The sequence below is a fragment of the Isoptericola sp. MSGPD8_1_ISO-PGPR-S23-394 genome, assembly GCF_058072785.1.
This window is the reverse complement of the sequence record NZ_CM176517.1, coordinates 3,055,074-3,077,211: the sequence shown is the minus strand read 5'-3', so window position 1 is coordinate 3,077,211 and position 22,138 is coordinate 3,055,074. Positions and strand designations below refer to the sequence as shown.

At 73.4% G+C, this 22,138-nt stretch carries 19 protein-coding genes; 17 read left to right on the top strand and 2 right to left on the bottom strand.

Features of this window, described 5'->3' with window-relative positions; all coding sequences use genetic code 11:
• Positions 1-52 precede the first annotated feature (52 nt).
• The 3 genes from AC3RJ8_RS14120 to AC3RJ8_RS14110 all read left to right on the top strand — a co-directional run bounded on the left by AC3RJ8_RS14120 (position 53) and on the right by AC3RJ8_RS14110 (position 4,647).
• Complete coding sequence (locus tag AC3RJ8_RS14120; RefSeq protein WP_489713196.1) at positions 53-1,078, top strand: o-succinylbenzoate synthase; 1,026 nt, start codon at positions 53-55, stop codon at positions 1,076-1,078.
• Positions 1,075-2,967, top strand: coding sequence for a 2-succinyl-5-enolpyruvyl-6-hydroxy-3-cyclohexene-1-carboxylic-acid synthase (menD, locus tag AC3RJ8_RS14115; protein WP_489713195.1), 1,893 nt, complete (start codon positions 1,075-1,077; stop codon positions 2,965-2,967). The genes AC3RJ8_RS14120 and menD overlap by 4 nt, the downstream gene beginning before the upstream one ends.
• 111 nt (positions 2,968-3,078) lie before the next feature.
• Positions 3,079-4,647: a S1C family serine protease gene (locus tag AC3RJ8_RS14110; protein WP_489713194.1), complete on the top strand. Its 1,569-nt coding sequence runs from the start codon at positions 3,079-3,081 to the stop codon at positions 4,645-4,647.
• A 295-nt stretch (positions 4,648-4,942) separates the two neighbouring features.
• On the opposite strand, the gene AC3RJ8_RS14105 is transcribed toward AC3RJ8_RS14110, so the two are convergent.
• Positions 4,943-6,313 carry an isochorismate synthase gene (locus AC3RJ8_RS14105; RefSeq protein WP_489713193.1) on the bottom strand — a complete coding sequence of 457 codons (1,371 nt, stop codon included), beginning with the start codon at positions 6,311-6,313 and terminating at the stop codon, positions 4,943-4,945.
• Positions 6,314-6,415: 102 nt separating this feature from the next.
• Between AC3RJ8_RS14105 and AC3RJ8_RS14100 the strand changes: the two genes are divergently transcribed.
• Positions 6,416-7,111 carry a demethylmenaquinone methyltransferase gene (locus AC3RJ8_RS14100; RefSeq protein WP_489713192.1) on the top strand — a complete coding sequence of 232 codons (696 nt, stop codon included), beginning with the start codon at positions 6,416-6,418 and terminating at the stop codon, positions 7,109-7,111.
• A gap of 96 nt (positions 7,112-7,207) precedes the next feature.
• Here AC3RJ8_RS14100 and AC3RJ8_RS14095 read toward each other — a convergent pair whose 3' ends face one another.
• Positions 7,208-7,366 carry a hypothetical protein gene (locus AC3RJ8_RS14095; protein ID WP_407319046.1) on the bottom strand — a complete coding sequence of 53 codons (159 nt, stop codon included), beginning with the start codon at positions 7,364-7,366 and terminating at the stop codon, positions 7,208-7,210.
• 220 nt (positions 7,367-7,586) lie between these two features.
• On the opposite strand from AC3RJ8_RS14095, the gene AC3RJ8_RS14090 reads away from it, so the two are divergent.
• The 13 genes from AC3RJ8_RS14090 to nuoL all read left to right on the top strand — a co-directional run bounded on the left by AC3RJ8_RS14090 (position 7,587) and on the right by nuoL (position 22,126).
• Positions 7,587-8,912, top strand: a complete 1,326-nt coding sequence (locus AC3RJ8_RS14090; RefSeq protein WP_489713191.1) for a geranylgeranyl reductase family protein — start codon at positions 7,587-7,589, stop codon at positions 8,910-8,912.
• A 146-nt stretch (positions 8,913-9,058) separates the two neighbouring features.
• Complete coding sequence (locus tag AC3RJ8_RS14085; protein WP_489713190.1) at positions 9,059-9,421, top strand: NADH-quinone oxidoreductase subunit A; 363 nt, start codon at positions 9,059-9,061, stop codon at positions 9,419-9,421.
• A gap of 59 nt (positions 9,422-9,480) precedes the next feature.
• Entirely contained in the window at positions 9,481-10,032 is a 552-nt protein-coding gene (locus AC3RJ8_RS14080) for a NuoB/complex I 20 kDa subunit family protein (protein ID WP_171782371.1), read from the top strand.
• The gene (locus tag AC3RJ8_RS14075) at positions 10,029-10,796 is read left to right on the top strand and encodes an NADH-quinone oxidoreductase subunit C (protein ID WP_489713189.1); all 768 of its coding nucleotides are present in this window, start codon (positions 10,029-10,031) and stop codon (positions 10,794-10,796) included. Before AC3RJ8_RS14080 ends, AC3RJ8_RS14075 begins: the two co-directional genes overlap by 4 nt.
• The gene (locus AC3RJ8_RS14070) at positions 10,793-12,163 is read left to right on the top strand and encodes an NADH-quinone oxidoreductase subunit D (RefSeq protein WP_489713188.1); all 1,371 of its coding nucleotides are present in this window, start codon (positions 10,793-10,795) and stop codon (positions 12,161-12,163) included. The genes AC3RJ8_RS14075 and AC3RJ8_RS14070 overlap by 4 nt, the downstream gene beginning before the upstream one ends.
• Positions 12,160-13,008, top strand: coding sequence for an NADH-quinone oxidoreductase subunit NuoE (nuoE, locus tag AC3RJ8_RS14065; protein ID WP_489713187.1), 849 nt, complete (start codon positions 12,160-12,162; stop codon positions 13,006-13,008). Before AC3RJ8_RS14070 ends, nuoE begins: the two co-directional genes overlap by 4 nt.
• On the top strand, positions 13,001-14,338 hold the full coding sequence (gene nuoF, locus AC3RJ8_RS14060) for an NADH-quinone oxidoreductase subunit NuoF (RefSeq protein WP_489713186.1): 1,338 nt from the start codon (positions 13,001-13,003) through the stop codon (positions 14,336-14,338). Before nuoE ends, nuoF begins: the two co-directional genes overlap by 8 nt.
• The gene (locus AC3RJ8_RS14055; protein WP_489713185.1) at positions 14,338-16,932 is read left to right on the top strand and encodes an NADH-quinone oxidoreductase subunit G; all 2,595 of its coding nucleotides are present in this window, start codon (positions 14,338-14,340) and stop codon (positions 16,930-16,932) included. Before nuoF ends, AC3RJ8_RS14055 begins: the two co-directional genes overlap by 1 nt.
• Positions 16,929-18,257 (top strand): NADH-quinone oxidoreductase subunit NuoH, encoded by a 1,329-nt coding sequence (nuoH, locus tag AC3RJ8_RS14050; RefSeq protein WP_489713184.1) that lies wholly within the window; start codon positions 16,929-16,931, stop codon positions 18,255-18,257. Before AC3RJ8_RS14055 ends, nuoH begins: the two co-directional genes overlap by 4 nt.
• Positions 18,254-19,045: an NADH-quinone oxidoreductase subunit NuoI gene (gene nuoI / locus AC3RJ8_RS14045; RefSeq protein WP_489713183.1), complete on the top strand. Its 792-nt coding sequence runs from the start codon at positions 18,254-18,256 to the stop codon at positions 19,043-19,045. Before nuoH ends, nuoI begins: the two co-directional genes overlap by 4 nt.
• 41 nt (positions 19,046-19,086) lie before the next feature.
• Positions 19,087-19,836, top strand: a complete 750-nt coding sequence (locus tag AC3RJ8_RS14040) for an NADH-quinone oxidoreductase subunit J (protein ID WP_489715646.1) — start codon at positions 19,087-19,089, stop codon at positions 19,834-19,836.
• Positions 19,836-20,135 (top strand): NADH-quinone oxidoreductase subunit NuoK, encoded by a 300-nt coding sequence (gene nuoK, locus AC3RJ8_RS14035; protein ID WP_277208319.1) that lies wholly within the window; start codon positions 19,836-19,838, stop codon positions 20,133-20,135. The genes AC3RJ8_RS14040 and nuoK overlap by 1 nt, the downstream gene beginning before the upstream one ends.
• Before the next feature lie 20 nt (positions 20,136-20,155).
• Positions 20,156-22,126, top strand: a complete 1,971-nt coding sequence (gene nuoL / locus AC3RJ8_RS14030) for an NADH-quinone oxidoreductase subunit L (RefSeq protein ID WP_489715645.1) — start codon at positions 20,156-20,158, stop codon at positions 22,124-22,126.
• Positions 22,127-22,138 lie beyond the last annotated feature (12 nt).

Here is a 22,138-nt window from a genome sequence, read left to right as displayed (position 1 = left end):
ACCTGTGCGGCACCGGCCGCGCGGCCCGGCCCGCTCGTCCTACCCTGAGGACGTGCCTGCCACCCTCTCCGCGACGAGACAGGACCGGTTCGCCTGGTCGTCCCCGCTGCGCACCCGGTTCCGCCACCTCGACGTCCGCGACGGCGTGCTCCTGCGCGGCGAGGCCGGCTGGGGCGAGCTGAGCCCCTTCTGGGAGTACGACGACGCCGAGTCGGCCGCGTGGCTGCGCGCTGCCCGGGAGGCGGCGGACCACCCGTTCCCCGTGCCCGTCCGTGACCGTGTGCCGGTGAACGTCACCGTGCCGGCCGTCGAACCGGAGCGCGCCCGCGAGATCGTGCTCGCCTCCGGTGGCTGCCGCACGGCCAAGGTCAAGGTCGCGCAGCGCTCTGCCGGTGCCGGGCCGGGTCCGGTCGAGCCCGTCGGTGCGGAGATCGCCCGCCTCGAGGCCGTGCGGGCCGCCTTCGACGAGGCCGGGATGCCCGACGCCGCGATCCGCGTCGACGCGAACGGCTCCTGGTCGCTCGACGAGGCGCTGCACCGCATCCCGTTGCTGGACGCCGCGGCCCGCGGGCTCGAGTACGTCGAGCAGCCGTGCGCGACGGTCGCCGAGCTGGCGGCGGTCCGCCGCGGCACCGACGTGCCCGTCGCGGCCGACGAGTCGATCCGCCGTGCCGCCGACCCGCTGCGGGTGGTCCGCGAGGAGGCCGCCGACGTCGTGGTCCTCAAGGTGCAGCCGCTCGGCGGCGTCCGGGCCTGCCTGGAGCTCGCCGAGCAGGTCGGGCTGCCGGTCGTCGTGTCCTCGGCGATCGAGTCGTCCGTGGGGCTCGCGGCCGGCGTGGCGCTCGCCGCCGCCCTGCCCGAGCTGCCGCACGCCTGCGGGCTCGCGACCTCCCAGCTCCTCGTCCGCGACGTCACCGACGTCCCGCTCCTGCCCGTGGGCGGCAGCCTGCCGGTGGGTCGCGCCGCCCCGCAGGCGCAGGCCCTGTCGGCTGCCGCGGCGTCGCCCGAGCTGCGCGAGAGGTGGTTCGCCCGCCACGACCGGTTGACCGCCCTGCTGGACGCGGGGCGGGCCGCATGACCGCCGTGCCGCCGTCGGACGCGAGCCCGGCCGTGGACGCGGCGCGTGCGCTGGTCGCCGACCTCGTCGCCCAGGGCGTGGGCGACGTCGTGCTGGCACCCGGCTCGCGCTCCGCCCCGCTGGCGTACGCCCTGGCCGAGGCGGACGCGCGCGGCGACCTCGTCCTGCACGTGCGGATCGACGAGCGTTCGGCCGGCTTCCTGGCGCTCGGCCTGTCCCGCGGGTCGGCCGTCGGTCCCGTGGACGACGGCGGCGCCCCCGCCGCGCCGCGACCTGTCGTTGTCGTGACGACGTCGGGCACCGCGGTGGCGAACCTGCACCCGGCGGTCCTCGAGGCGCACCACGCCCGGCTGCCGCTGGTCGTGCTGACCGCCGACCGGCCGCACGAGCTGCGCGGGACCGGCGCGTCCCAGACCACCGACCAGGTGGGGATCTTCGGGACCGCGGTGCGCGCCGCCGTCGACGTCCCTGCCCCGGACGGCCGCCCCGGGGAGGTTCGCGACCTGCTCGCCACGGCTCGCCGGGTGCTGGCTGCCGCCCGCGGGCTGCGCGACCGGTACCCGGGCCCTGTCCACCTCAACCTGGCCTACCGCGACCCGCTGCACCCCCCGAGCTGTCAGGACGTGGGCGGTGCCAACCTCGCGGAGAGTCTGACAGCTCGCGCGACCCCCGAGCTGTCAGAACGGGGGCGACGCATACCTCGGGGAGAGTCTGACAACTCGTGGGGGGCGGTCGACGTCGTGCCGCCCGCCGCCGGCCCGGGGGCCGACCCGGCCCTGCCCGGGCACCCGTCCCGCACCCTCGTGGTCGCGGGGGACGGCGCCGGACCGGACGCCCGGCGGCTCGCCGAGGCGCAGGGCTGGCCGCTGCTCGCCGAACCCTCCTCGGGCAGCACCGGCGGACCGCTCGCCGTCGTCGCGCACCGCTCGGTGCTCGGGGCTGACGACCTGGCCGACGACGTCGAGCACGTCGTCGTCCTGGGGCACCCCACCCTGTCCCGCCCGGTGCAGCGGCTGCTCGCCCGGCCCGACGTCGCGGTCACCGTCGTCGCCCCCGGGGGCGGCCCCTGGCCGGACGCCGCCCGCAACGCGCGCCGCGTCGTCGAGTCGCTGCACGAGCGGTGGTTCGTGCCCACCGGACCGGCCGACGGCGGGGCCTTCCGTACCCGATGGCGCGCGGCCAGCGACGCCGCGGCCGCCGTCGTCGACGCGGCGACGTGCGACGAGGCCGTGGCGGACGGGCTGCTCACCGCCCCCCACGCGGCGCTCGCGGTCGCCCGCGCCGTCGTCACGGTCTCCGCCCCGCACGACGTGCTGGTGGTCGGGGCCTCGAACCCGGTCCGCGACGTCGACCTCGTGCTCGGCCTGCGGACCGAGTCGTCGCCGCTGGTCCTGGCGAACCGGGGCCTGGCGGGCATCGACGGCACCCTGTCCACCGCCGCGGGCGTCGCGGTCGGCGCCGCGCGCACCGGGCGCCGCACCCGTGCCCTCGTCGGAGACCTGACGTTCCTGCACGACGTCGGCGGGCTGCTGCGAGGCCCGGGCGAGCCCGCCGTCGACCTCGACGTGGTCGTGGTCAACGACGACGGCGGCTCGATCTTCGCGACGTTGGAGCACGGGGCGCTCGCGGCGACGGGGCCGACGGCGGCCGCGACCTTCGAGCGCGTCTTCGGGACCCCGCACGGGGCGAACCTGGCCACGCTCTGCGCCGGGTACGGCGTCGACCACCAGCTCGTCGAGGACGTCTCCTCGCTGCGGCACGCGCTGGCCGGACCCTCGCACGGGGTGCGGGTCGTGGAGGTGCACGTGCCGCGCGCCGACCGGCTCAGCGAGTCGCGCGACCTCACGGGGCGCATCCACGCCGCGGTGGTCGGCGGCGCGAGCCTCTGACGGCCTCGGTCGGCACCTGAGCGCGCACGTCTCAGGCGATTCACAGGTTCGCCCAAGGGGTGCCCCAGGGTAAGGGTGTTGTCTGGTGCCAGGACATCGAGGAGAGGGCACATGAGCACCGACAACACGTCACCGCAGAACCCGTCGAACGACGAGCACCCGGTCGAGCACCCGACCGTGCCGTTGCCGCCCGTCCAGCAGGCCCAGCCCGCGCAGTTCGCGCACCCGACGGCGCCCGCGCAGCCGACGGCACCCGTGCCGCCGGAGCAGCAGCGGACGGCCGCACCGTCGTCCCAGGGCGGCCCGCAGGCACCCACCGCGACCGGAGCGCCGTCGTCGTACCCCGGCGCCTACCCGCAGCAGCCGCCGGCACCGTACGGAGCCGCGGAGCAGCGCCCGCAGCGTCAGCGCGGGGTGTGGGTCCCGGTCGTCGCCGCCGCGGCCGGTGCCGCGGTCCTGGCGAGCGGCGCGACCTACGCGCTCACCGGCCCCCTGGCCGGGGACGACGCCTCGTCGCTCGCGGACGTCGGCACGCCCGAGCAGAGCACCACCGCTCCCGTCGCGAGCTCGTCCGACCAGAACCCCGACTGGCAGGCGGTCACCGCGGCCGTCGCGCCGTCCGTCGTCGCCATCCAGGTTGCCGGGCAGGCCGGCGGGCAGGGTGGCGGGTCCGAGGGCTCCGGCGTCGTCCTCGACGCCGAGGGGCACATCCTCACGAACAACCACGTCGTGTCCGGGGCCGCCGACGGCGCCGTCCAGGTCACCCTCAGCGACGGCCGCCTCTACGAGGCGTCGATCGTGGGCACGGACCCGACCACCGACCTCGCCGTCGTGCAGCTCGACGACGCCCCGGACGACCTGGAGCCTGCCACCTTCGGCGACTCCGACGCTGTGCAGGTGGGCGACTCGGTCCTCGCGGTGGGCAACCCGCTCGGGCTGGCGAACACGGCGACCACCGGGATCGTCTCCGCCCTGGACCGGCCCGTGGCCGCCTCGGGCGACGACTCCGGCGAGGTCGTGGTCACCAACGCGATCCAGATCGACGCCGCCATCAACCCCGGCAACTCCGGCGGGCCGCTGTTCGACGCCCAGGGCCGCGTCGTGGGCATCACGTCGTCCATCGCCACGCTCTCCGGCGGTGGGCAGTCCGGCTCGATCGGTCTCGGGTTCGCGATCCCCGTGAACCTCGGGACCGACGTCGCCGAGCAGCTCGTCGAGGACGGGACGGCCGAGCACGCGTTCCTCGGCGTCTCCCTCGGGGACGCCGCCGCGGAGGCCGACGGCGTGACGCGCCGCGGGGCCGAGATCGGCCAGGTCACGGACGGCTCGCCCGCCGCCGAGGCCGGCCTGCAGTCCGGCGACGTCATCGTGGCCATCGACGACGACGCCGTCAACGGCGCAGAGTCGCTCACGGCCTACGTGCGCGAACGGTCCGCCGGCGAGCAGGCCACGATCACGTACGTGCGGGACGGGCAGACCCAGACCGCCGACGTGACCCTCGCCGTCCGCGAGGAGACCACGGGCTCGCAGGGCTCCCAGGCCCCGGAGCAGGGCGGCCCCCAGGACGGCCAGGGCCCGCAGGACGGCCAGGGCAGCCAGGACGGGCAGGACGACTCGTCCTCCGACCCGACGCAGCCCGACAACATCCCGGGCTGGTTGCACGAGCTGTTCGGCGACTGACCCCCACCCTCCCGCGGCGCACCGGTGTCCCCCTTCGTCCGTCGCTGCCGCGGGACCGGGCCGGGCCTCCTCGGTCCGGCCGATCGCGGCTGGGTCGGCACAGTGCCGACCCGGCCGCGTCATGCGTGCGCGCCGGAGGCTGCGGTTGCGCTGCGGGCGAGTCGGCTCGTACCTCGCCGCCGCACCCTCCGCTGCACCTCCGCCTCAGGGGTGCTGGTGCGCGCCGGAGGCTGCGGTTGCGCTGCGGGCGAGTCGGCTCGTACCTCGCCGCCGCACCCTCCGCTGCACCTCCGCCTCAGGCGCCGAGGGCCCATCGCATGGGGACCAGCTTCGCCTCCGACTCGGCCAGCTCGGCCTGCGGGTCCGACGCCGCGACGATGCCGCAGCCCGCGAAGAGCCGCACGTGGCGCGGGTCGTCACCGAGCTCCGCGGACCGCAGCGCGATGCCCCACTCGCCGTCGCCGTCGGCCCCGACCCACCCGACCGGCCCGGCGTACCGTGAGCGGTCGATCCCCTCGATCTCGCGGATGAGGTCCCTGGCCGCCGTCGTCGGGGTCCCGCACACCGCGGCCGAGGGGTGCAGCGCCGCGGCGAGCGTCAGCGAGCTGGCGTGGGTCGCGGGGTCGAGCACCGCCGTGACGTCGGACGCGAGGTGCATGACGTTGGGCAGGTGCAGCACGAAGGGCGCGTCCGGGACGTTCATCGACGAGCAGAACGGTTCCAGGGCGTGGGCGACCGAGCGCACCGCGAACTCGTGCTCCTCGAGGTCCTTGGAGGACCGGGCGAGCTGAGCCGCGTGCAGCAGCGCGTCGTCGTCGCTCATGCCCGGTTCCCGGCGGATGGTGCCGGCCAGCACCCGCGACGTCACCAACCCCTTCTCGCTGCGCAGCAGCAGCTCCGGCGTGGCCCCGACCATCCCGGCCACGGAGAAGGTCCAGCACGAGGCGTAGGCCTCGGCGAGCCGCGCGAGGACCCAGCGGGGGTCGACCGGCCGTTCGGTCGTCGCGAGCACCTCGCGCGCCAGGACGACCTTCTCGAGCTCGCCCGCCTGGATGCGCTCCACCCCCTCGGCGACGACGGCGGGCCAGTCGCGGGCGGCCACCGCGCCGTCGGACAGGGTCACCCGTCCCGGGTCGCCGACCGGGGCGCGCGTCGCGCGCGCGAGGGCCTCGGAGCCCGGCGCGTCGAGCTGGTCGGCGCGGGAGATCGTCGTCATCCAGCACACGTCGCCGCGCCGTCCGACGGCCACACGGGGCACCACCAACGTGCCCTCCGGGCGGGCGCCGCCGAAGTGGTCGCCGGTGCCGCCGTCGTCGAACGCGAAGGTGCCGAACGCGACGGGCCCGGTGCCGGGCAGCCCCACCTCGTCGCGCACGACGGCGTGGTCGAGCGTCGCGCGCCAGGCCGCCTCCGCGTCGGCGAACCGGCCCGGCCCGAAGGTGTCGAGGCGGAGCACCTCGCCCCAGCCCACGATCCCGTCGCCGCGGCGCACCCACGTCAGGGGACGGGTGTCGGGAAGGAGGTCGACCAGCGCGGTGAGGTCGGCGGGCAGGCGGTCGACGCGGGTGGTGCGCACGACGAGCGGCTGCGGCTCGGGGGCCTGCGCGTGGCTGCCGGAGGACGCGCCCGACGGCGGGACCGGCGCCGGGTAGGGCGTGGCGGACATCGGTCCCAGGATACGCCGCGCACGGTGACCGGCTGGCGCGGGTGCCCGGCCGGGCGGGCCGGTCGCCGACGGCGTCAGCGTCGTCGTGGGACGATGTGGCCCATGTCCCGCGCCAGCCTGGAGAAGAACCCTGCCGAGGTCGCGTCGATGTTCGACGGGATCGCCCGGCGGTACGACCTGACGAACGACCTCATCTCGCTCGGCCAGGACCGCCGCTGGCGCCGAGCCACCGTGGCGGCGGTCGGGGCGGGGCCGGGGGAGAAGGTGCTCGACCTGGCCGCGGGGACCGGGACGTCGAGCGAGCCGTTCGCGGACGCGGGCGCCGTCGTCGTGCCCTCCGACTTCTCGCTGGGCATGCTGCGGGTCGGCAAGGAACGCAGCGCGGACCTGCCGTTCGTGGCGGGGGACGCTACCCGGCTGCCGTTCGCCGACGGCGCCTTCGACGCGGTGACGATCAGCTTCGGGCTGCGCAACGTCGTCGACACCGCGGGGGCGCTGGCCGAGATGCTGCGGGTGGTGCGGCCGGGCGGGCGCGTGGTGATCTGCGAGTTCTCGCACCCCACGTGGGCGCCGTTCCGCACCGTCTACATGGAGTACCTGATGCGCGCGCTGCCCCCCGTGGCCGCGGCCGTCACGCGCGACAAGGGCTCGTACGAGTACCTCGCCGAGTCGATCCGGGCCTGGCCCGACCAGGAGGCGCTGGGCCGGCTGATGGTGGGGGCTGGCTGGTCGCGGGTCGGCTACCGGAACCTCTCGGGCGGCATCGTGGCCCTGCACCGAGGAACTCGGCCCGCCTGACCCGTCGCGCGTCCCGGTCTGCCCCGTCCACGGTCGCCCGGCCCGACGTGGAGCGCAGCGCCCGTGGACGGGCGGGCCGGGACGCGCGGGGCGGGGTCAGCTCTTGCTGAACTCCGCGACCTTCTCCTGGACACGGGGGTCGTTCCAGGTCTCGGTGGCCCATCCCTTGGCCTGGTCGAGGGTCGAGCGGCCCTTCTCCGTGCCGAGGAAGTAGCCCAGCGCGGCGCCGATGACCAGCGCGGTGGTTGCCTTCATGGTGCGGTGCCTCCTGTGGCAGATGCGGGTGGAACGGTGCGCGGATGCGGTTCGACCGTATGCCGCCACCTGGCCCGACGCCACCCTGCACGCCAGGGAAGGGTTGCCTTCCTACACATCTGCCGAGGAACGTGACTAGAGTGACGGCTGAACGTTGTGACTGAGTTCACAAGACGTCCCCGGCAACGGAGTCGGGGTCTCTCGTCAGGGAGGTGAGGCAGTGCGTGCATCGCATCGCGACGACGCCGACGTGATCGTCGTCGGCGCCGGCCCGGCCGGTGCCTCGACCGCGCACTGGTGCGCCTCGGCGGGCCTGGACGTGCTGCTCCTCGACAAGGCGTCCTTCCCTCGCGACAAGGTCTGCGGCGACGGTCTGACGCCGCGCGCCGTGGCCGAGCTCGCCCGGATGGGCGTCGACACCCGCGCCGACGACGGCTGGATCCGCAACGAGGGCCTGCGGGTGGTCGCCGGCGGACGGTCCTGGGAGCTCGCCTGGCCCGAGCTCACGACGTACCCGGGCTACGGGATGGCGCGGTCGCGCATGTCGCTCGACCACCGCCTGGTCCAGCACGCCCAGGCCTCGGGCGCCAAGCTCGTCGAGCGCACCCGCGTCGCCGGTGCGCTGACGGACGACGTCACGGGCCGGGTGGTCGGGGTGGCGGCGCAGCCGCTCGACGGCCGCGGCCGTGCCGACGGTCCTGCGACGACCTACCGCGCCCCCGTCGTCGTCGCCGCCGACGGCGTGTCCTCCCGGTTCGCGACGACGCTCGGCATCACCCGCCGCGACGATCGCCCGATGGGCACCGCCGTGCGCACCTACTTCCGTACGGAGCAGTCCGGAGGCGCGACCACGCGCCACGAGGACGCCTTCATGGAGTCCCACCTCGAGCTGTGGGACGGCGTGCCGGGGGAGTCGAACCTGCTTCCCGGCTACGGCTGGATCTTCGCGCTCGGGGACGGCACCGCGAACGTCGGGCTGGGCTCGGTGAGCTCGACGCCCGCGCGGCAGTCCGCGACCGGGCACGACTACCGCGCGCTCATGGCCGCGTGGATGCGCAACACGCCGGCGGAGTGGGGCTTCACCGAGGAGAACCAGGTGGGCCCCGTCCGCGGCGCCGCGCTGCCGATGGGCTTCAACCGGTCGCCGATGTACTCGGCCGGCGCGCTGCTGGTCGGCGACTCCGCCGGCATGGTCAGCCCGTTCAACGGCGAGGGCATCGCCTACGCGCTGCAGGCGGGCCGCGTCGCGGCCGACGCGATCGCGCAGGCCCGCACCCGGATCACCGACGACGCCCGCGAGCGCACCCTGGCCACGTACGCCGACCGGATGCGCGACGACCTGGGCGGGTACTACACGCTCGGGCGCTGGTTCGTGCGGCTCATCGAGCACCCCGCAGTGATGCGGCTGTGCGTGCGGCACGGGCTGCCGCGCCGGGTGGTCATGCAGTTCGTCCTCAAGCTGCTCTCGGACTGCTACGAGCCCCGTGGCGGTGACTGGGTCGACCGGGTCATCGCGGGGCTCACCAGGGTGGTGCCCCGTGCGTGAGGTCGAGGAGTCCTCGCGCAGGGACGCCGAGGGACGAGGTGTGCCGGTGCGAGGCACCGCAGAGCTCTCGTGGAGGAGCTGGGCATGAGGACCGACGTGGCACGAGGGAGTGACACCGACGTGATCGATCCAGGCGAGGAGATCCGATGAGCAACCCGTACGTCCCGGTGCTGGTCCTCATGGGGATCGCGGCCGTGCTCGCCCTGGGCGGCGTGGCGGCGAGCGCCGTCATCGGTCCGAAGCGCTACAACCGCGCCAAGCTCGACGCCTACGAGTGCGGCATCGAGCCGACCCCCCACGCGATGGGCGGCGGTCGTCTGCCCATCAAGTACTACCTGGTGGCCATGACGTTCATCGTCTTCGACATCGAGGTGGTCTTCCTCTACCCGTGGGCGGTGGACTTCGCCGTCCTGGCCGGGTTCGGGCTGGCGGCGATGCTCATCTTCCTGGTGCTGATCACCGTGCCGTTCGTCTACGAGTGGCGGCGCGGCGGGTTCGACTGGGTCTGACAGGCAGTTCGGCAAGGGTGCCGCCCGCGGCGGCACCGACGCTCCGCGAAGGAGGAGACATGGGGCTGGAGGAATCGCCGTCGGGCTTCCTGCTCACGACGATCGAGGACCTCGCGGGCTACCTGCGCAAGGCGTCCGTGTGGCCGGTGACGTTCGGACTGGCGTGCTGCGCCATCGAGATGATGGCGGCCGGTGCGTCGCGGTTCGACCTGTCCCGGTTCGGCATGGAGGTCTTCCGTGCCTCGCCGCGCCAGGCGGACCTGATGATCGTGGCGGGCCGGGTGAGCCAGAAGATGGCACCCGTGGTGCGCCAGGTCTACGACCAGATGAGCGAGCCCAAGTGGGTGCTGTCGATGGGCGTGTGCGCGTCCAGCGGCGGCATGTTCAACAACTACGCGATCGTGCAGGGCGTCGACCACATCGTGCCGGTCGACATCTACCTGCCGGGCTGCCCGCCCCGTCCGGAGATGCTGATCAACGCGATCCTGGCGCTGCACCAGCAGATCCAGGACACCCCGCTCGGGGTCAACCGGGTCGAGGCGGCGAAGGCGGCGGAGGCGGCGGCCCTGGAGGCCACGCCCACCTCGCAGATGATCGGGCTGCTGCGATGACCGCGGACGACGGGCGCGAGGTCGCCCGGGGCGGCCACGACCTGCCCGAGCCGACGGCGGAGCTCGTCGCCGAGCGCACCGGCATGTTCGGGGCGCACGGCACGGGGGACACGTCGGGCTACGGCGGGCTGGTGCGCACGGTGACGATGCCGCCGGCCGCGTCGCGGCCGTACGGCGGCTGGTTCGACGAGGCGGTCGACGTCCTCGCGGAGGTCCTGGACGAACAGGGTGTCGCCTTCGCCGACGCCGTCGAGCGGGTGGTGGTCTTCGACCCGCGTCGGCGGGACGACGCCGGCCCGGGCACGGACCCGAGCGACGACGCGGAGCTGACGCTGTCGGTCGCCCGCGAGCACCTCGTGGCGGTGTGCCAGGTGCTGCGCGACGACCAGGACCTGCGCTTCGAGCTCTCGCTGGGCGTCTCGGGCGTGCACTTCCCGGACGACGTCGGCCGTGAGCTGCACGCCGTCTACCACCTGACGTCCGTGACGCACGCCCGGCGGCTGCGGCTCGAGGTGACGTGCCCCGACGAGGACCCGCACGTGCCCACCACCACGGGCGTGTACCCGACCAACGACTGGCACGAGCGCGAGACGTGGGACTTCTTCGGGATCGTCTTCGACGGGCACCCCGGGCTGGCACGCATCGAGATGCCGGACGACTGGCCGGGTCACCCGCAGCGCAAGGACTACCCGCTCGGTGGCATCCCCGTGGAGTACAAGGGCGCCACGGTCCCGCCGCCGGACACGAGGAGGCAGTACTCATGAGCGCGCCTGCCAGCGACATGCCGCGCACGCCGCCCCGTGCTCGCTCCACACGGCCGCCCGAGGAGGACTACGGTCCCGGGGTGCCGGGCTTCGAGGCCTCCGGGGGCGACTGGGACGAGATCGCCCGCGAGGCCATCGGCGAGGAGCGGATCGTCGTCAACATGGGCCCCCAGCACCCGTCGACGCACGGCGTGCTGCGGCTGATGCTGGAGATCGACGGCGAGACGGTCACGGAGGCCCGCTGCGGCATCGGCTACCTGCACACCGGCATCGAGAAGAACATGGAGTTCCGTACCTGGACCCAGGGCACCACGTTCTGCACCCGGATGGACTACCTCGCGCCGCTGTTCCAGGAGACGGCCTACTGCCTGGGCACCGAGCGGCTGCTCGGCATCACCGACGACGTCCCTGAGCGCGCGAGCGTCATCCGCGTGCTGATGATGGAGCTCAACCGCGTCGCCTCCCATCTGGTCTGCCTCGGCACGGGCGGCAACGAGATGGGCGCCACGACGGTCATGACGATCGGCTTCACGGCGCGCGAGGAGATCCTGCGGCTCTTCGAGGCGATCACGGGGCTGCGGATGAACCACGCCTACGTGCGTCCGGGCGGTGTCGCGACGGACACCCCGGACGGCTTCACCGACCAGGTGCGGGCGGCGCTGCCGAAGGTCCGCGGCTACCTGGGCCAGCTCGGCGACCTGATGCTGGCCAACCCCATCTTCAAGTCGCGGCTCACCGACGTCGGGGTGCTGAACCTGGCCGGCTGCTTCGCGCTCGGCATCACGGGCCCGGTGCTGCGCTCGGCGGGGCACCCCTACGACGTGCGCAAGACCTTCCCGTACAGCGGCTACGAGACGTACGACTTCGACGTGCCGACCGACACCGCGGCCGACTCCTACTCGCGGGTCGTGCTGCGCCTGGAGGAGTGCTACCAGTCGCTGAAGATCGTCGAGCAGTGCCTGCAGCGGCTCGACGACACCACCGGCGCCCCCGTGATGGTGGCGGACAAGAAGATCGCCTGGCCCGCCCAGCTCGCCGTCGGCGCGGACGGCCAGGGCAACTCGCTCGACCACATCCGCCACATCATGGGCACCTCGATGGAGGCCCTCATCCACCACTTCAAGCTGGTGACCGAGGGGTTCGGCGTCCCCGCCGGGCAGACCTGGCAGACGATCGAGCACCCGCGCGGCGAGCTCGGCGTGCACCTGGTCTCCGACGGCGGCACGAGACCGTACCGGGCGCACTTCCGCGACCCGTCGTTCAACAACCTCCAGGCCGTGTCGGTGCTGTGCGAGGGCGGCCAGGTGGCCGACGTCGTCGTCGCCGTCGCGTCCCTGGACCCGGTGCTGGGAGGGGTGGACCGATGACGGCCGAACCGGTGGGGGCGCGTTCTCGCACGGGCTACGACGCCGAGACGCTGGCCGCGCTGACGGCCGACGCCGAGCAGATCGTGGCCCGGTACCCCGACCCTCGTTCAGGCTTGCTGCCGCTGCTGCACCTGGTGCAGTCCGTGGACGGCTACGTGAGCCGCGACGGCATCCTGTTCTGCGCCGAGCAGCTCGAGATGACCGCGGCGGAGGTCTCGGCCGTGGCGACGTTCTACACCCAGTACAAGCGGCACCCCAACGGCACGTACACCGTGGGGGTGTGCACCAACACGCTGTGCGCCGTGATGGGCGGGGACGCGATCTTCGACCGGCTCTCGGAGCACCTCGACGTCGGGCACGACGAGACGACCGAGGACGGCTCGATCACCCTCGAGCGCGTCGAGTGCAACGCCGCCTGCGACTACGCGCCGGTGATGATGGTCAACTGGGAGTTCTTCGACAACCAGACGCCGGACTCGGCCGTCGAGGTCGCCGACCGCCTGCGGGCGGGCGAGCAGGTCGCCCCGACGCGCGGCGCGGCCAGCGTGTGCTCGTTCCGGCAGACGAGCCGGGTCCTGGCCGGGTTCACCGACGGTCGCGCCGACGAGGGCGTCGGGGCGGGAGGTCCCACCCTCGAAGGGCTGCGGATCGCGCGCGAGCAGGGGTGGACGGCGCCCTCCGCGGACCGCTCCGAGCCCGCCGGCGAGCCCGCGACCGAGGTGCCGCCGGAGACCGGCACCGCGCAGTCCAGCGCCGAGCGTAAGCCCGCGACGACGCAGGACGAGAAGCCGGGCTTGCCGGACGCCGCGGAGCCCGGCAAGGGAACGGAGGGTTCCGATGACTGACATGCTCACCCCCGTCCTCACCGAGACCTGGGACGCCGAGCGGTCCTGGAGCCTGGAGACCTACCTGGCCCACGGCGGGTACGAGGGCCTGCGCACCGCGCTCACGCGGGACCCCGCCGACCTGGTGCAGCTCGTCAAGGACTCCGGCCTGCGCGGGCGCGGCGGTGCCGGCTTCCCCACCGGCATGAAGTGGGGGTTCCTGCCCCCGCCCGACGGCGGGCCGCGCTACCTCGTGGTCAACGCCGACGAGTCCGAGCCGGGCACCTGCAAGGACATCCCGCTGATGCTGGCCAGCCCGCAGCACCTCGTCGAGGGCGTGGCGATCACCAGCTACGCCATCGGGTGCCACCACGCGTTCATCTACGTGCGCGGCGAGGTGCTGCACGTCTACCGGCGGCTGCTCGCCGCCGTCCAGGAGGCCTACGACGCCGGGTACCTGGGCACCGACATCCAGGGGTCGGGGTACGACCTCGAGGTCACCGTGCACGCCGGGGCCGGCGCCTACATCTGCGGCGAGGAGACGGCGCTGCTCGACTCCCTCGAGGGCAAGCGGGGTCAGCCCCGCCTCAAGCCTCCGTTCCCCGCCGTCGCCGGGCTGTACGCGCGGCCCACGGTCGTCAACAACGTCGAGTCGATCGCGTCCGTGCCGGGGATCGTGACCCAGGGCGCCGACTGGTTCGCGTCGATGGGCACCGAGAAGTCCCAGGGCCACGGCCTGTTCTCCCTGTCCGGGCACGTCACCCGGCCCGGCCAGTTCGAGGCACCGCTGGGCATCACCCTGCGCGAGCTGCTCGACCTGGCGGGCGGGGTGCGAGAGGGCCACGAGCTGAAGTTCTGGACGCCCGGCGGGTCGTCGACGCCCCTGTTCACCGCCGAGCACCTGGACGTGCCGCTGGACTACGAGTCCGTGGGCGCCGCGGGTTCCATGCTCGGCACGCGGGCGCTGCAGATCTTCGACGAGACGACGTGCGTCGTCCGCGCGGTGAGCCGGTGGACCGACTTCTACGCCCACGAGTCCTGCGGCAAGTGCACGCCCTGCCGGGAGGGCACCTACTGGCTCAAGCAGGTGCTGCACCGCATCGAGGCCGGTGACGGCACCGGTGCCGACATCGACCTGCTGCTCGACCTGTGCGACAACATCCTGGGGCGTGCGTTCTGCGCGCTCGGCGACGGGGCGACGTCGCCCATCACGTCGAGCGTCCAGTACTTCCGCGAGGAGTACGAGGCGCACCTCGACGGGCGCGGGTGCCCGTTCGACCCGGCCCGGTCCACCCTGTTCGACGACACGCCCCAGGCGCCGCCGGCGCTCGCGGGCGCGGGAGGCCACTGATGACCGCCACCACCGAGAAGACGAGCGCGGGCGGCCCGGCGGAGCGACCTGTCGAGACCGTGACGTGCACGATCGACGAGGTCGAGATCACCGTGCCGAAGGGCACGCTGATCATCCGTGCCGCCGAGCAGGTCGGCATCGAGATCCCCCGGTTCTGCGACCACCCGCTGCTCGAGCCGGCGGGTGCCTGCCGCCAGTGCCTCGTCGAGGTCTCCATGCCGGACCGCGAGGGCAACCTGCGGGCGATGCCGAAACCCCAGGCGTCCTGCACGATGACGGTCACCCCGGGCATGGTCGTCAAGACCCAGCGCACCTCGGCCGTCGCCGAGAAGGCGCAGGAGGGGGTCATGGAGCTGCTGCTCATGAACCACCCGCTCGACTGCCCGGTGTGCGACAAGGGCGGCGAGTGCCCGCTGCAGAACCAGGCGATGAAGAACGGGCGGGCGACCTCCCGGTTCGCGGACGTCAAGCGGACCTTCCCCAAGCCGATCCAGGTCTCGTCGCAGGTGCTCCTGGACCGCGAGCGCTGCGTCCTGTGCCAGCGGTGCACCCGGTTCAGCGAGGAGATCGCGGGCGACGAGTTCATCGCCCTGCAGGAGCGGGGCGCGGACCAGCAGATCGGCCGGTTCGACGAGGAGGTCCTCGACTTCGCGCCGCCCGGGGGCGACCGTTCGAAGGTGGTCGACGTCCCGCTCGGCATCGCCCAGCCGGACGCCTCCGGCCAGCCCTTCGCGTCGTACTTCTCCGGCAACACCGTCCAGATCTGCCCGGTGGGTGCGCTGACCGGGGCGAGCTACCGGTTCCGTTCGCGCCCGTTCGACCTGGTCTCCACGCCGGGCGTCGCGGAGCACGACGCGTGCGGGGCGGCGATCCGCGTCGACCACCGGCGCGGCAAGGTGATGCGGCGCCTGGCCGGCGACGACCCGGCCGTCAACGAGGAGTGGATCACCGACAAGGACCGCTTCGCGTTCACGTGGCAGTCCGCGCCGGACCGGATCGCGACCCCCCTGGTGCGCCAGCACGGCGAGCTGCGGCCCGCGTCGTGGGTCGAGGCCCTCGAGGTCGCGGCGCAGGGACTGGCCGAGGCCCGCGACGACGGCGGCGTCGGCGTCCTGCCGGGCGGTCGGCTGACCGTCGAGGACGCGTTCGCCTGGTCGCGGTTCGCCCGCACCGCGCTGCACACCGACGACGTCGACCAGCGGGCCCGGGTGCACTCGGTCGAGGAGGCGGCGTTCCTGGCCCATGCGGTGGCGGGGACGGGCGTCGGCGTCACGTTCGCCGACCTCGAGGCCGCCCCCGCGGTGCTGCTCGCGGGGCTGGAGGCCGAGGAGGAGGCCGGGATCACGTTCCTGCGCCTGCGCAAGGCCGCCCGGGCCGGCGCCCGCATCTTCTCCGTCGCGCCGTTCCGCAGCCGGGGTCTCGCCCGTCTCGACGGGACGCTGCTGCCGACGGCACCCGGCACCGAGGCCGACTGGCTCGGCACGCTGGCCACCCAGGCCGCCGGCGACCTGCCGCCGGCGGGGGCCGACCGCGGCTCCCTCGAGGACGTGGCGGGCGCGCTCGGCCAGGAGGGCGCCGTCGTGCTGGTCGGCGAGCGTCTCGCCGGAGCACCGGGAGGCTACTCGGCGGCGCTGCGGCTGGCCGCGGCGACCGGTGCCCGGCTGGCGTGGATCCCCCGGCGTGCGGGGGAGCGCGGCGGTGTCGAGGCGGGTCTGCTGCCCGGCCTGCTGCCCGGCGGCCGGCCGCTCGTGGACGAGGACGCCCGCGAGCAGGTCGCCGCGGCGTGGGGCGTCGACCCGTCGACGCTGCCGGAGAACCCCGGGCTGGACACGGACGGCATCCTCGACGCCCTCAGCGTCGGGCAGCTCTCCGGGGCGCTGGTCGGTGGTCTCGAGCTGGCCGACCTGCCTGACCCCGAGCACGCGCGGCGTGCGCTGGGCGCGGCCCGGTTCGTCGTCGCCCTGGAGGTGCGGCGCACCGAGGCGACCGACCTGGCCGACGTGGTGCTGCCCGTCGCCCCGCCGGTCGAGCGGGCCGGCTCGTACTGGAACTGGGAGGGTCGTGTGCGGTCGTTCGGACAGGCCCTCGACTCCTCGGCGCTGCCGGACCACCGGGTGCTCGACGCGCTCGCCGCGCAGCTCGACGTGGACCTCGGGGCGGCCGAGCCCCTGGCCGCGCACCGGGCCGTCGCGGCGTTCGGCGCCTGGAACGGTCCGCGGACGGACGCCCCCCGGGCACGGGCGGCCGAGCCGCCCGCCGTCGCCGCCGGCACGGCCGTGCTCGCGAGCTGGCACCTGATGCTCGACGACGGGGCCCTGCAGGACGGCGAGGAGCACCTGGCGGGGACGGCGAAGCGACCGGTGGCACGGATCAGCGCCGTCACCGCTGCCGGGTTCGACGTCTTCGACGGGGACCTCGTGACGGTCTCCACGGACCGCGGTGCGATCACCGTGCCCGTGGCCATCACCGAGATGGTGGACCACGTGGTGTGGCTGCCGACGGCGTCGCGGGGCTGCCGGATCCACGACGACCTGGGCGCCAGGCCCGGCGACCCGGTCCGGATCGCCCCCGCCGAGAAGGGAGCGGACGCATGATCCCCGGAGTCGCCGCGGACTTCAGTGCGGACACCCTCGTCACGAGCATCGTCAAGGCCGTGCTCGTCGTGGTGTTCCTGCTGACCAGCGTGCTCTTCGCGATCTGGTTCGAGCGCAAGGTCGTGGCCCGCATGCAGGTGCGTCCTGGCCCGAACTGGCACGGGCCCAAGGGCCTGCTGCAGTCGTTGGCCGACGCGATGAAGCTGCTGCTCAAGGAGGACCTGTCGGTCACGCGCGCCGACCGGGTGACCTACCTCCTGGCGCCGATGATCTCGGTGTTCTGCGCCCTGCTCGTCTTCGCCGTCATCCCGTTCGGTCCCAGCGTGACGATCCCGTTCACCGACTACTCGACCCCGGCGCAGCTGACGGACTTCCCCGTGGCGACCCTCTACGTCCTGGCGTGCGCGTCCATCGGCGTCTACGGCATCGTGCTCGGCGGCTGGTCCTCGGGTTCGACGTACCCGCTGCTCGGGGCGGTGCGGTCCACCGCGCAGGTCATCAGCTACGAGCTCGCGATGGGGCTGTCCCTGGTCAGCGTGTTCATCATGGCCGGGTCGATGTCGACGTCGTCGATCGTGGAGTCGCAGACGCAGCTGTGGTGGTTCCTCCCGCTGGCGCCGGCCTTCGTGGTCTACGTCATCTCGATGGTGGGCGAGACGAACCGGTTGCCGTTCGATCTTCCCGAGGCGGAGGGCGAGCTCGTCTCGGGTTACATGACCGAGTACTCCTCGATGAAGTTCGCCTGGTTCTTCCTCGCGGAGTACATCGCGATGATCAACGTCTCGGCCGTGGCCACCACGCTGTTCCTCGGCGGGTGGCGCGCCCCGTGGCCGCTGTCCACGATCGGCGACGGCGTGCTCAACACCGGCTGGTGGCCGGTGCTGTGGTTCCTCGCCAAGGTGTGGCTGCTGATGTTCTTCTTCGTGTGGGTGCGCGGCACCCTGCTGCGCCTGCGCTACGACCAGTTCATGGTGTTCGGCTGGAAGGTGCTCATCCCGTTCGCGCTGGTGTGGCTGGTGGCGCTCGCGACCTTCCAGTGGCTGGGGATCGCGGGCATCACGCGAACCCAGATGATCGTGGCGATCGTCGCGGTGGCCGTCCTGGTGATGCTGCTCCTGTGGCTGTGGCCCGACCGGAAGGTGCCCGACAGACCGGCGGACGAGGACGACGCCGGCGAACGCTTCGACGCCTTCGCCGACGGATACCCGGTGCCGCCCCTGCCCGGGCAGCGCCTGCCCGTCTCGCCGCGGGCCCGCCGCACGGTGCCCCCGGCGGCGCACGGCGAACCATCTCCGGCAGACGTCGACGCGGAGGAGACGCGATGACCGACAAGCCCTACGAGCCGCTGCGCCCGACCAAGGGTCCGGTGGGGGAGTTCTTCGCCCCGGTCGCCGGGTTCGGCGTGACGTTCTCGTCGATGTTCAAGCCGACCGTCACCGAGGAGTACCCCCGCAAGAAGACCCCGCCGCAGGCCCGGTACCACGGCCGCCACCAGCTCAACCGGTACGCCGACGGCCTGGAGAAGTGCATCGGCTGCGAGCTGTGCGCGTGGGCGTGCCCGGCCGACGCGATCTACGTCGAGGGTGCGGACAACGCAGACCTGGCGGAGAACGACGGCTCGGCCGAGCCGGTGCACATGTCGCCCGGGGAGCGGTACGGCCGCGTCTACCAGATCAACTACCTGCGGTGCATCTTCTGCGCGCTCTGCATCGAGGCGTGCCCGACGCGGGCGCTGACGATGAGCAACGACTACGAGATCGCCGGACCCAGCCGCGAGGGGATGATCTACGAGAAGCAGGACATCCTCGCGCCGCTGTCCGAGGGGATGCTCGCGGGGCCGCACCCCATGGTCGAGGGCACCACGGACACCGAGTACTACCGCGGCGAGGTCACGGCACCTACGGCCGCCCAGGTCGACTGGGTGCGTGAGCACCGCCCGGACGAGCCCACGCTCGACGCCGCGGCCGCCGTCGTCGCCGGGGACGCCCCCCCACCCACGCCGGACCAGCACCGGCTGCGCCCCGACCAGGACCGGGCCGCGGCCACGCGGGCCGCGGCGCAGGAGTCGAACCTCGACGGTCGGACCGCGCTGGGGACGGAGGCGCACCCGTGACCGGCGGCGAGGAGGTCCTCTTCTGGGTGCTGGCCCCGCTCATGGTGATCGCCGCCGCGGGGCTGCTGGTGGTGCGGCGGGCGGTGCACGCCGCGGTCTGCGTCGTCTTCGTGATGATCGGCCTCGCGGTGCTCTACGTCGCGCAGGAGGCGCCGTTCCTCGGGATCGTGCAGGTGGTCGTCTACACCGGCGCCGTCATGATGCTGTTCCTCTTCGTGCTGATGCTCGTCGGGGTCGACGCCGCCGACTCGCTCACCGAGACCATCCGCGGCCAGCGCTGGATCGGGCTGCTGCTCGGTGCCGGGCTCGCCGCGGTGCTGCTCGGCGTCGTCGCCCAGGCGACGTTCCCGCCGTCGGCAGGGCTGGCCGGGGCCAACGCGGTCACGAACCCGGTGGCGCTGGCGCGGGTGCTGCTGCAGAACTACGTGGTGGCGATGGAGGTCGTGGGCATCCTGCTCGTCACGGCCGCGCTCGCCGGGCTGGTGCTCACGCACCGGCGCCGGCTCGGGAAGAAGCCGACGCAGCGGGCGCTGGCCGAGGCGAAGGTCGCGCTGCTGCCGACCGGCCGCCAGCTCACCCCCCTGCCGGCACCGGGGGTCTATGCGCAGAACAACGCGATGGACACCCCGGCCCTCGGGCCGGACGGCCGCCCTCTGGAGCACTCGGTGCCGCGGGTGCTGCGCATCCGGGGCCAGCAGCGCTCGGCCACGGAGCTGCTCACGGCCGGGGAGACGCTCGTGCAGCAGATCGAGCCGGGTTCCCGGCCGGACGAGAACGGGGAGGACCGCTGATGGACCTCGTCAACTACCTCTACCTCGCGTCGATCCTGTTCGCGCTCGGTGCGACCACGGTGCTGCTGCGGCGCAACGCGATCGTCGTGTTCATGGGGGTGGAGCTGATGCTCAACGCCACCAACCTGGCGCTCGTGACGTTCGCCCGCATGCACGGTGACATCACGGGCCAGGTCCTCGCCTTCTTCGTGATGGTGGTGGCCGCCGCGGAGGTCGTCGTGGGCCTGGCGATCATCGTGACGATCTTCCGTGCCCGCCGGTCGGCCTCGGTCGACGACGTCAACCTGCTCAAGAGCTAGAGGGGCCGACGACTTCGATGATGCAGACTCTTTCCCTCGCGCCCTGGCTGGTCGCCACGCCGCTGATCGGTGCGGCGCTGCTGCTCCTGGTGGGCCGGCGCAGCGACCGCTGGGGCCACTGGCTCGGCCTGCTGGCCTCCACGGCCACGTTCGTGATCGGCCTCGTGATCCTCCTGGACATGCTCGCCGCGGACCCCGAGCAGCGCGTCGGCGTGCACACGGTGGCGAGCTGGATCGACGTCGGTCCGCTGCAGGTGGACCTCGGGTTCCAGGTGGACCCGCTGTCGATGACGTTCGTCATGCTGATCACCTTCGTCGGCTCGCTGATCCACCTGTACTCGGTGGCGTACATGTCGCACGACCGCGACCGCCGCCGGTTCTTCGCCTACCTCAATCTGTTCGTCGCGGCGATGCTGCTGCTCGTCCTCGCGGACTCCTACCTGCTGCTGTTCGTCGGCTGGGAGGGCGTGGGCCTGGCCTCGTTCCTGCTCATCGGGTTCTGGGACCACCACCTGCCCAACGCCGTGGCGGGCAAGAAGGCGTTCGTCATGAACCGCGTGGGGGACATGGGCCTCATCGCGGCGATGATGCTCATGCTCGCGAACGTGGGGGCGGTGGACTTCGCCACGGTGCTCGGCAGCACGGAGGCCGACGGCGTCCCTGGGGCGGGTCTGCCCGAGGGGACCTGGACGGCGATCGGCCTGCTGCTCCTGCTCGCCGCGTGCGGCAAGTCGGCCCAGCTCCCGCTGCAGGCGTGGCTCGGCGACGCGATGGCGGGCCCGACGCCGGTCTCCGCCCTCATCCACGCCGCCACGATGGTCACGGCCGGCGTCTACCTGCTGGTGCGTTCCGGCCCGGTCCTCGAGGCGGCGCCGGACGCACAGCTCGTCGTCGCGATCGTCGGCGCGCTGACCCTGCTGTTCGGGGCGGTCGTCGGCTGCGCCAAGGACGACATCAAGAAGGCGCTGGCCGCCTCGACGATGTCGCAGATCGGCTACATGATGCTCGCGGCGGGCCTCGGCCCGGTCGGCTACGCGTTCGCGATCTTCCACCTGCTCACGCACGGGTTCTTCAAGGCGGGGCTGTTCCTCGGGGCCGGGTCCGTGATGCACGCGATGGACGACGACGTGAACATGCGCCGCTTCGGTGGCCTGTCCCGATTGCTGCCGGTCACGGCGATCACCATGGGGCTCGGCTGGCTGGCGATCCTCGGCGTCCCGCCGTTCTCGGGCTTCTACTCGAAGGACAAGATCATCGAGACGGCGTTCGTGGGCGAGGGCTGGCGGCCGTGGGTCTTCGGGATCGTCGCCCTCGTGGGCGCGGGCATCACCGCCTACTACATGTCGCGGCTGTTCTTCATGACGTTCATGGGCCGACGACGCTGGGCCACCGAGCTCGCAGGCGGTGCGGGCCGTGACGGTGCGGGCGGCGACGGGGCCCCCGTGCGGCACCCGCACGAGTCGCCGTGGCTCATGACGCTGCCGATGATCGTGCTCGCGATCGGTTCCGTCGGGCTCGGCTTCGTGCTGAACGCCGGCGACCGGTTCGTGCACTGGCTGGAGCCGGTGACGGGCCACCCCGAGCACCACGAGCCGGTCCTGCCGATCTGGCTGATCATGACGCTCACGCTGCTCCTTGTGGCCGTCGGCCTGGCGCTCGCCTTCTGGCAGTACGCGACGCGCCCCGTGCCGACGACGCCGCCACCCGCCCCGGCGCTGGTGCGTGCGGCCCGGGTGGACCTGCACCAGGACGACGTCAACGAGGCGGTCGTCATGCTCCCCGGCAAGGTCGTGACCCGCTCGTTGGTCTACGCCGACCGCACCGCGGTCGACGCCGGGTGGCTGGGGCTGGCCGGAGGCGTGGGACGGCTCGGTACGGCCCTGCGCGGTCTGCAGTCCGGGTACGTCCGGCAGTACGCCGCGATGACCCTCGGTGGTCTGGGCGTGATCGTGCTCGTGATCTGGCTGTTCTCCGGCCAGGGGGCGAGCTGAGACATGGAAGGG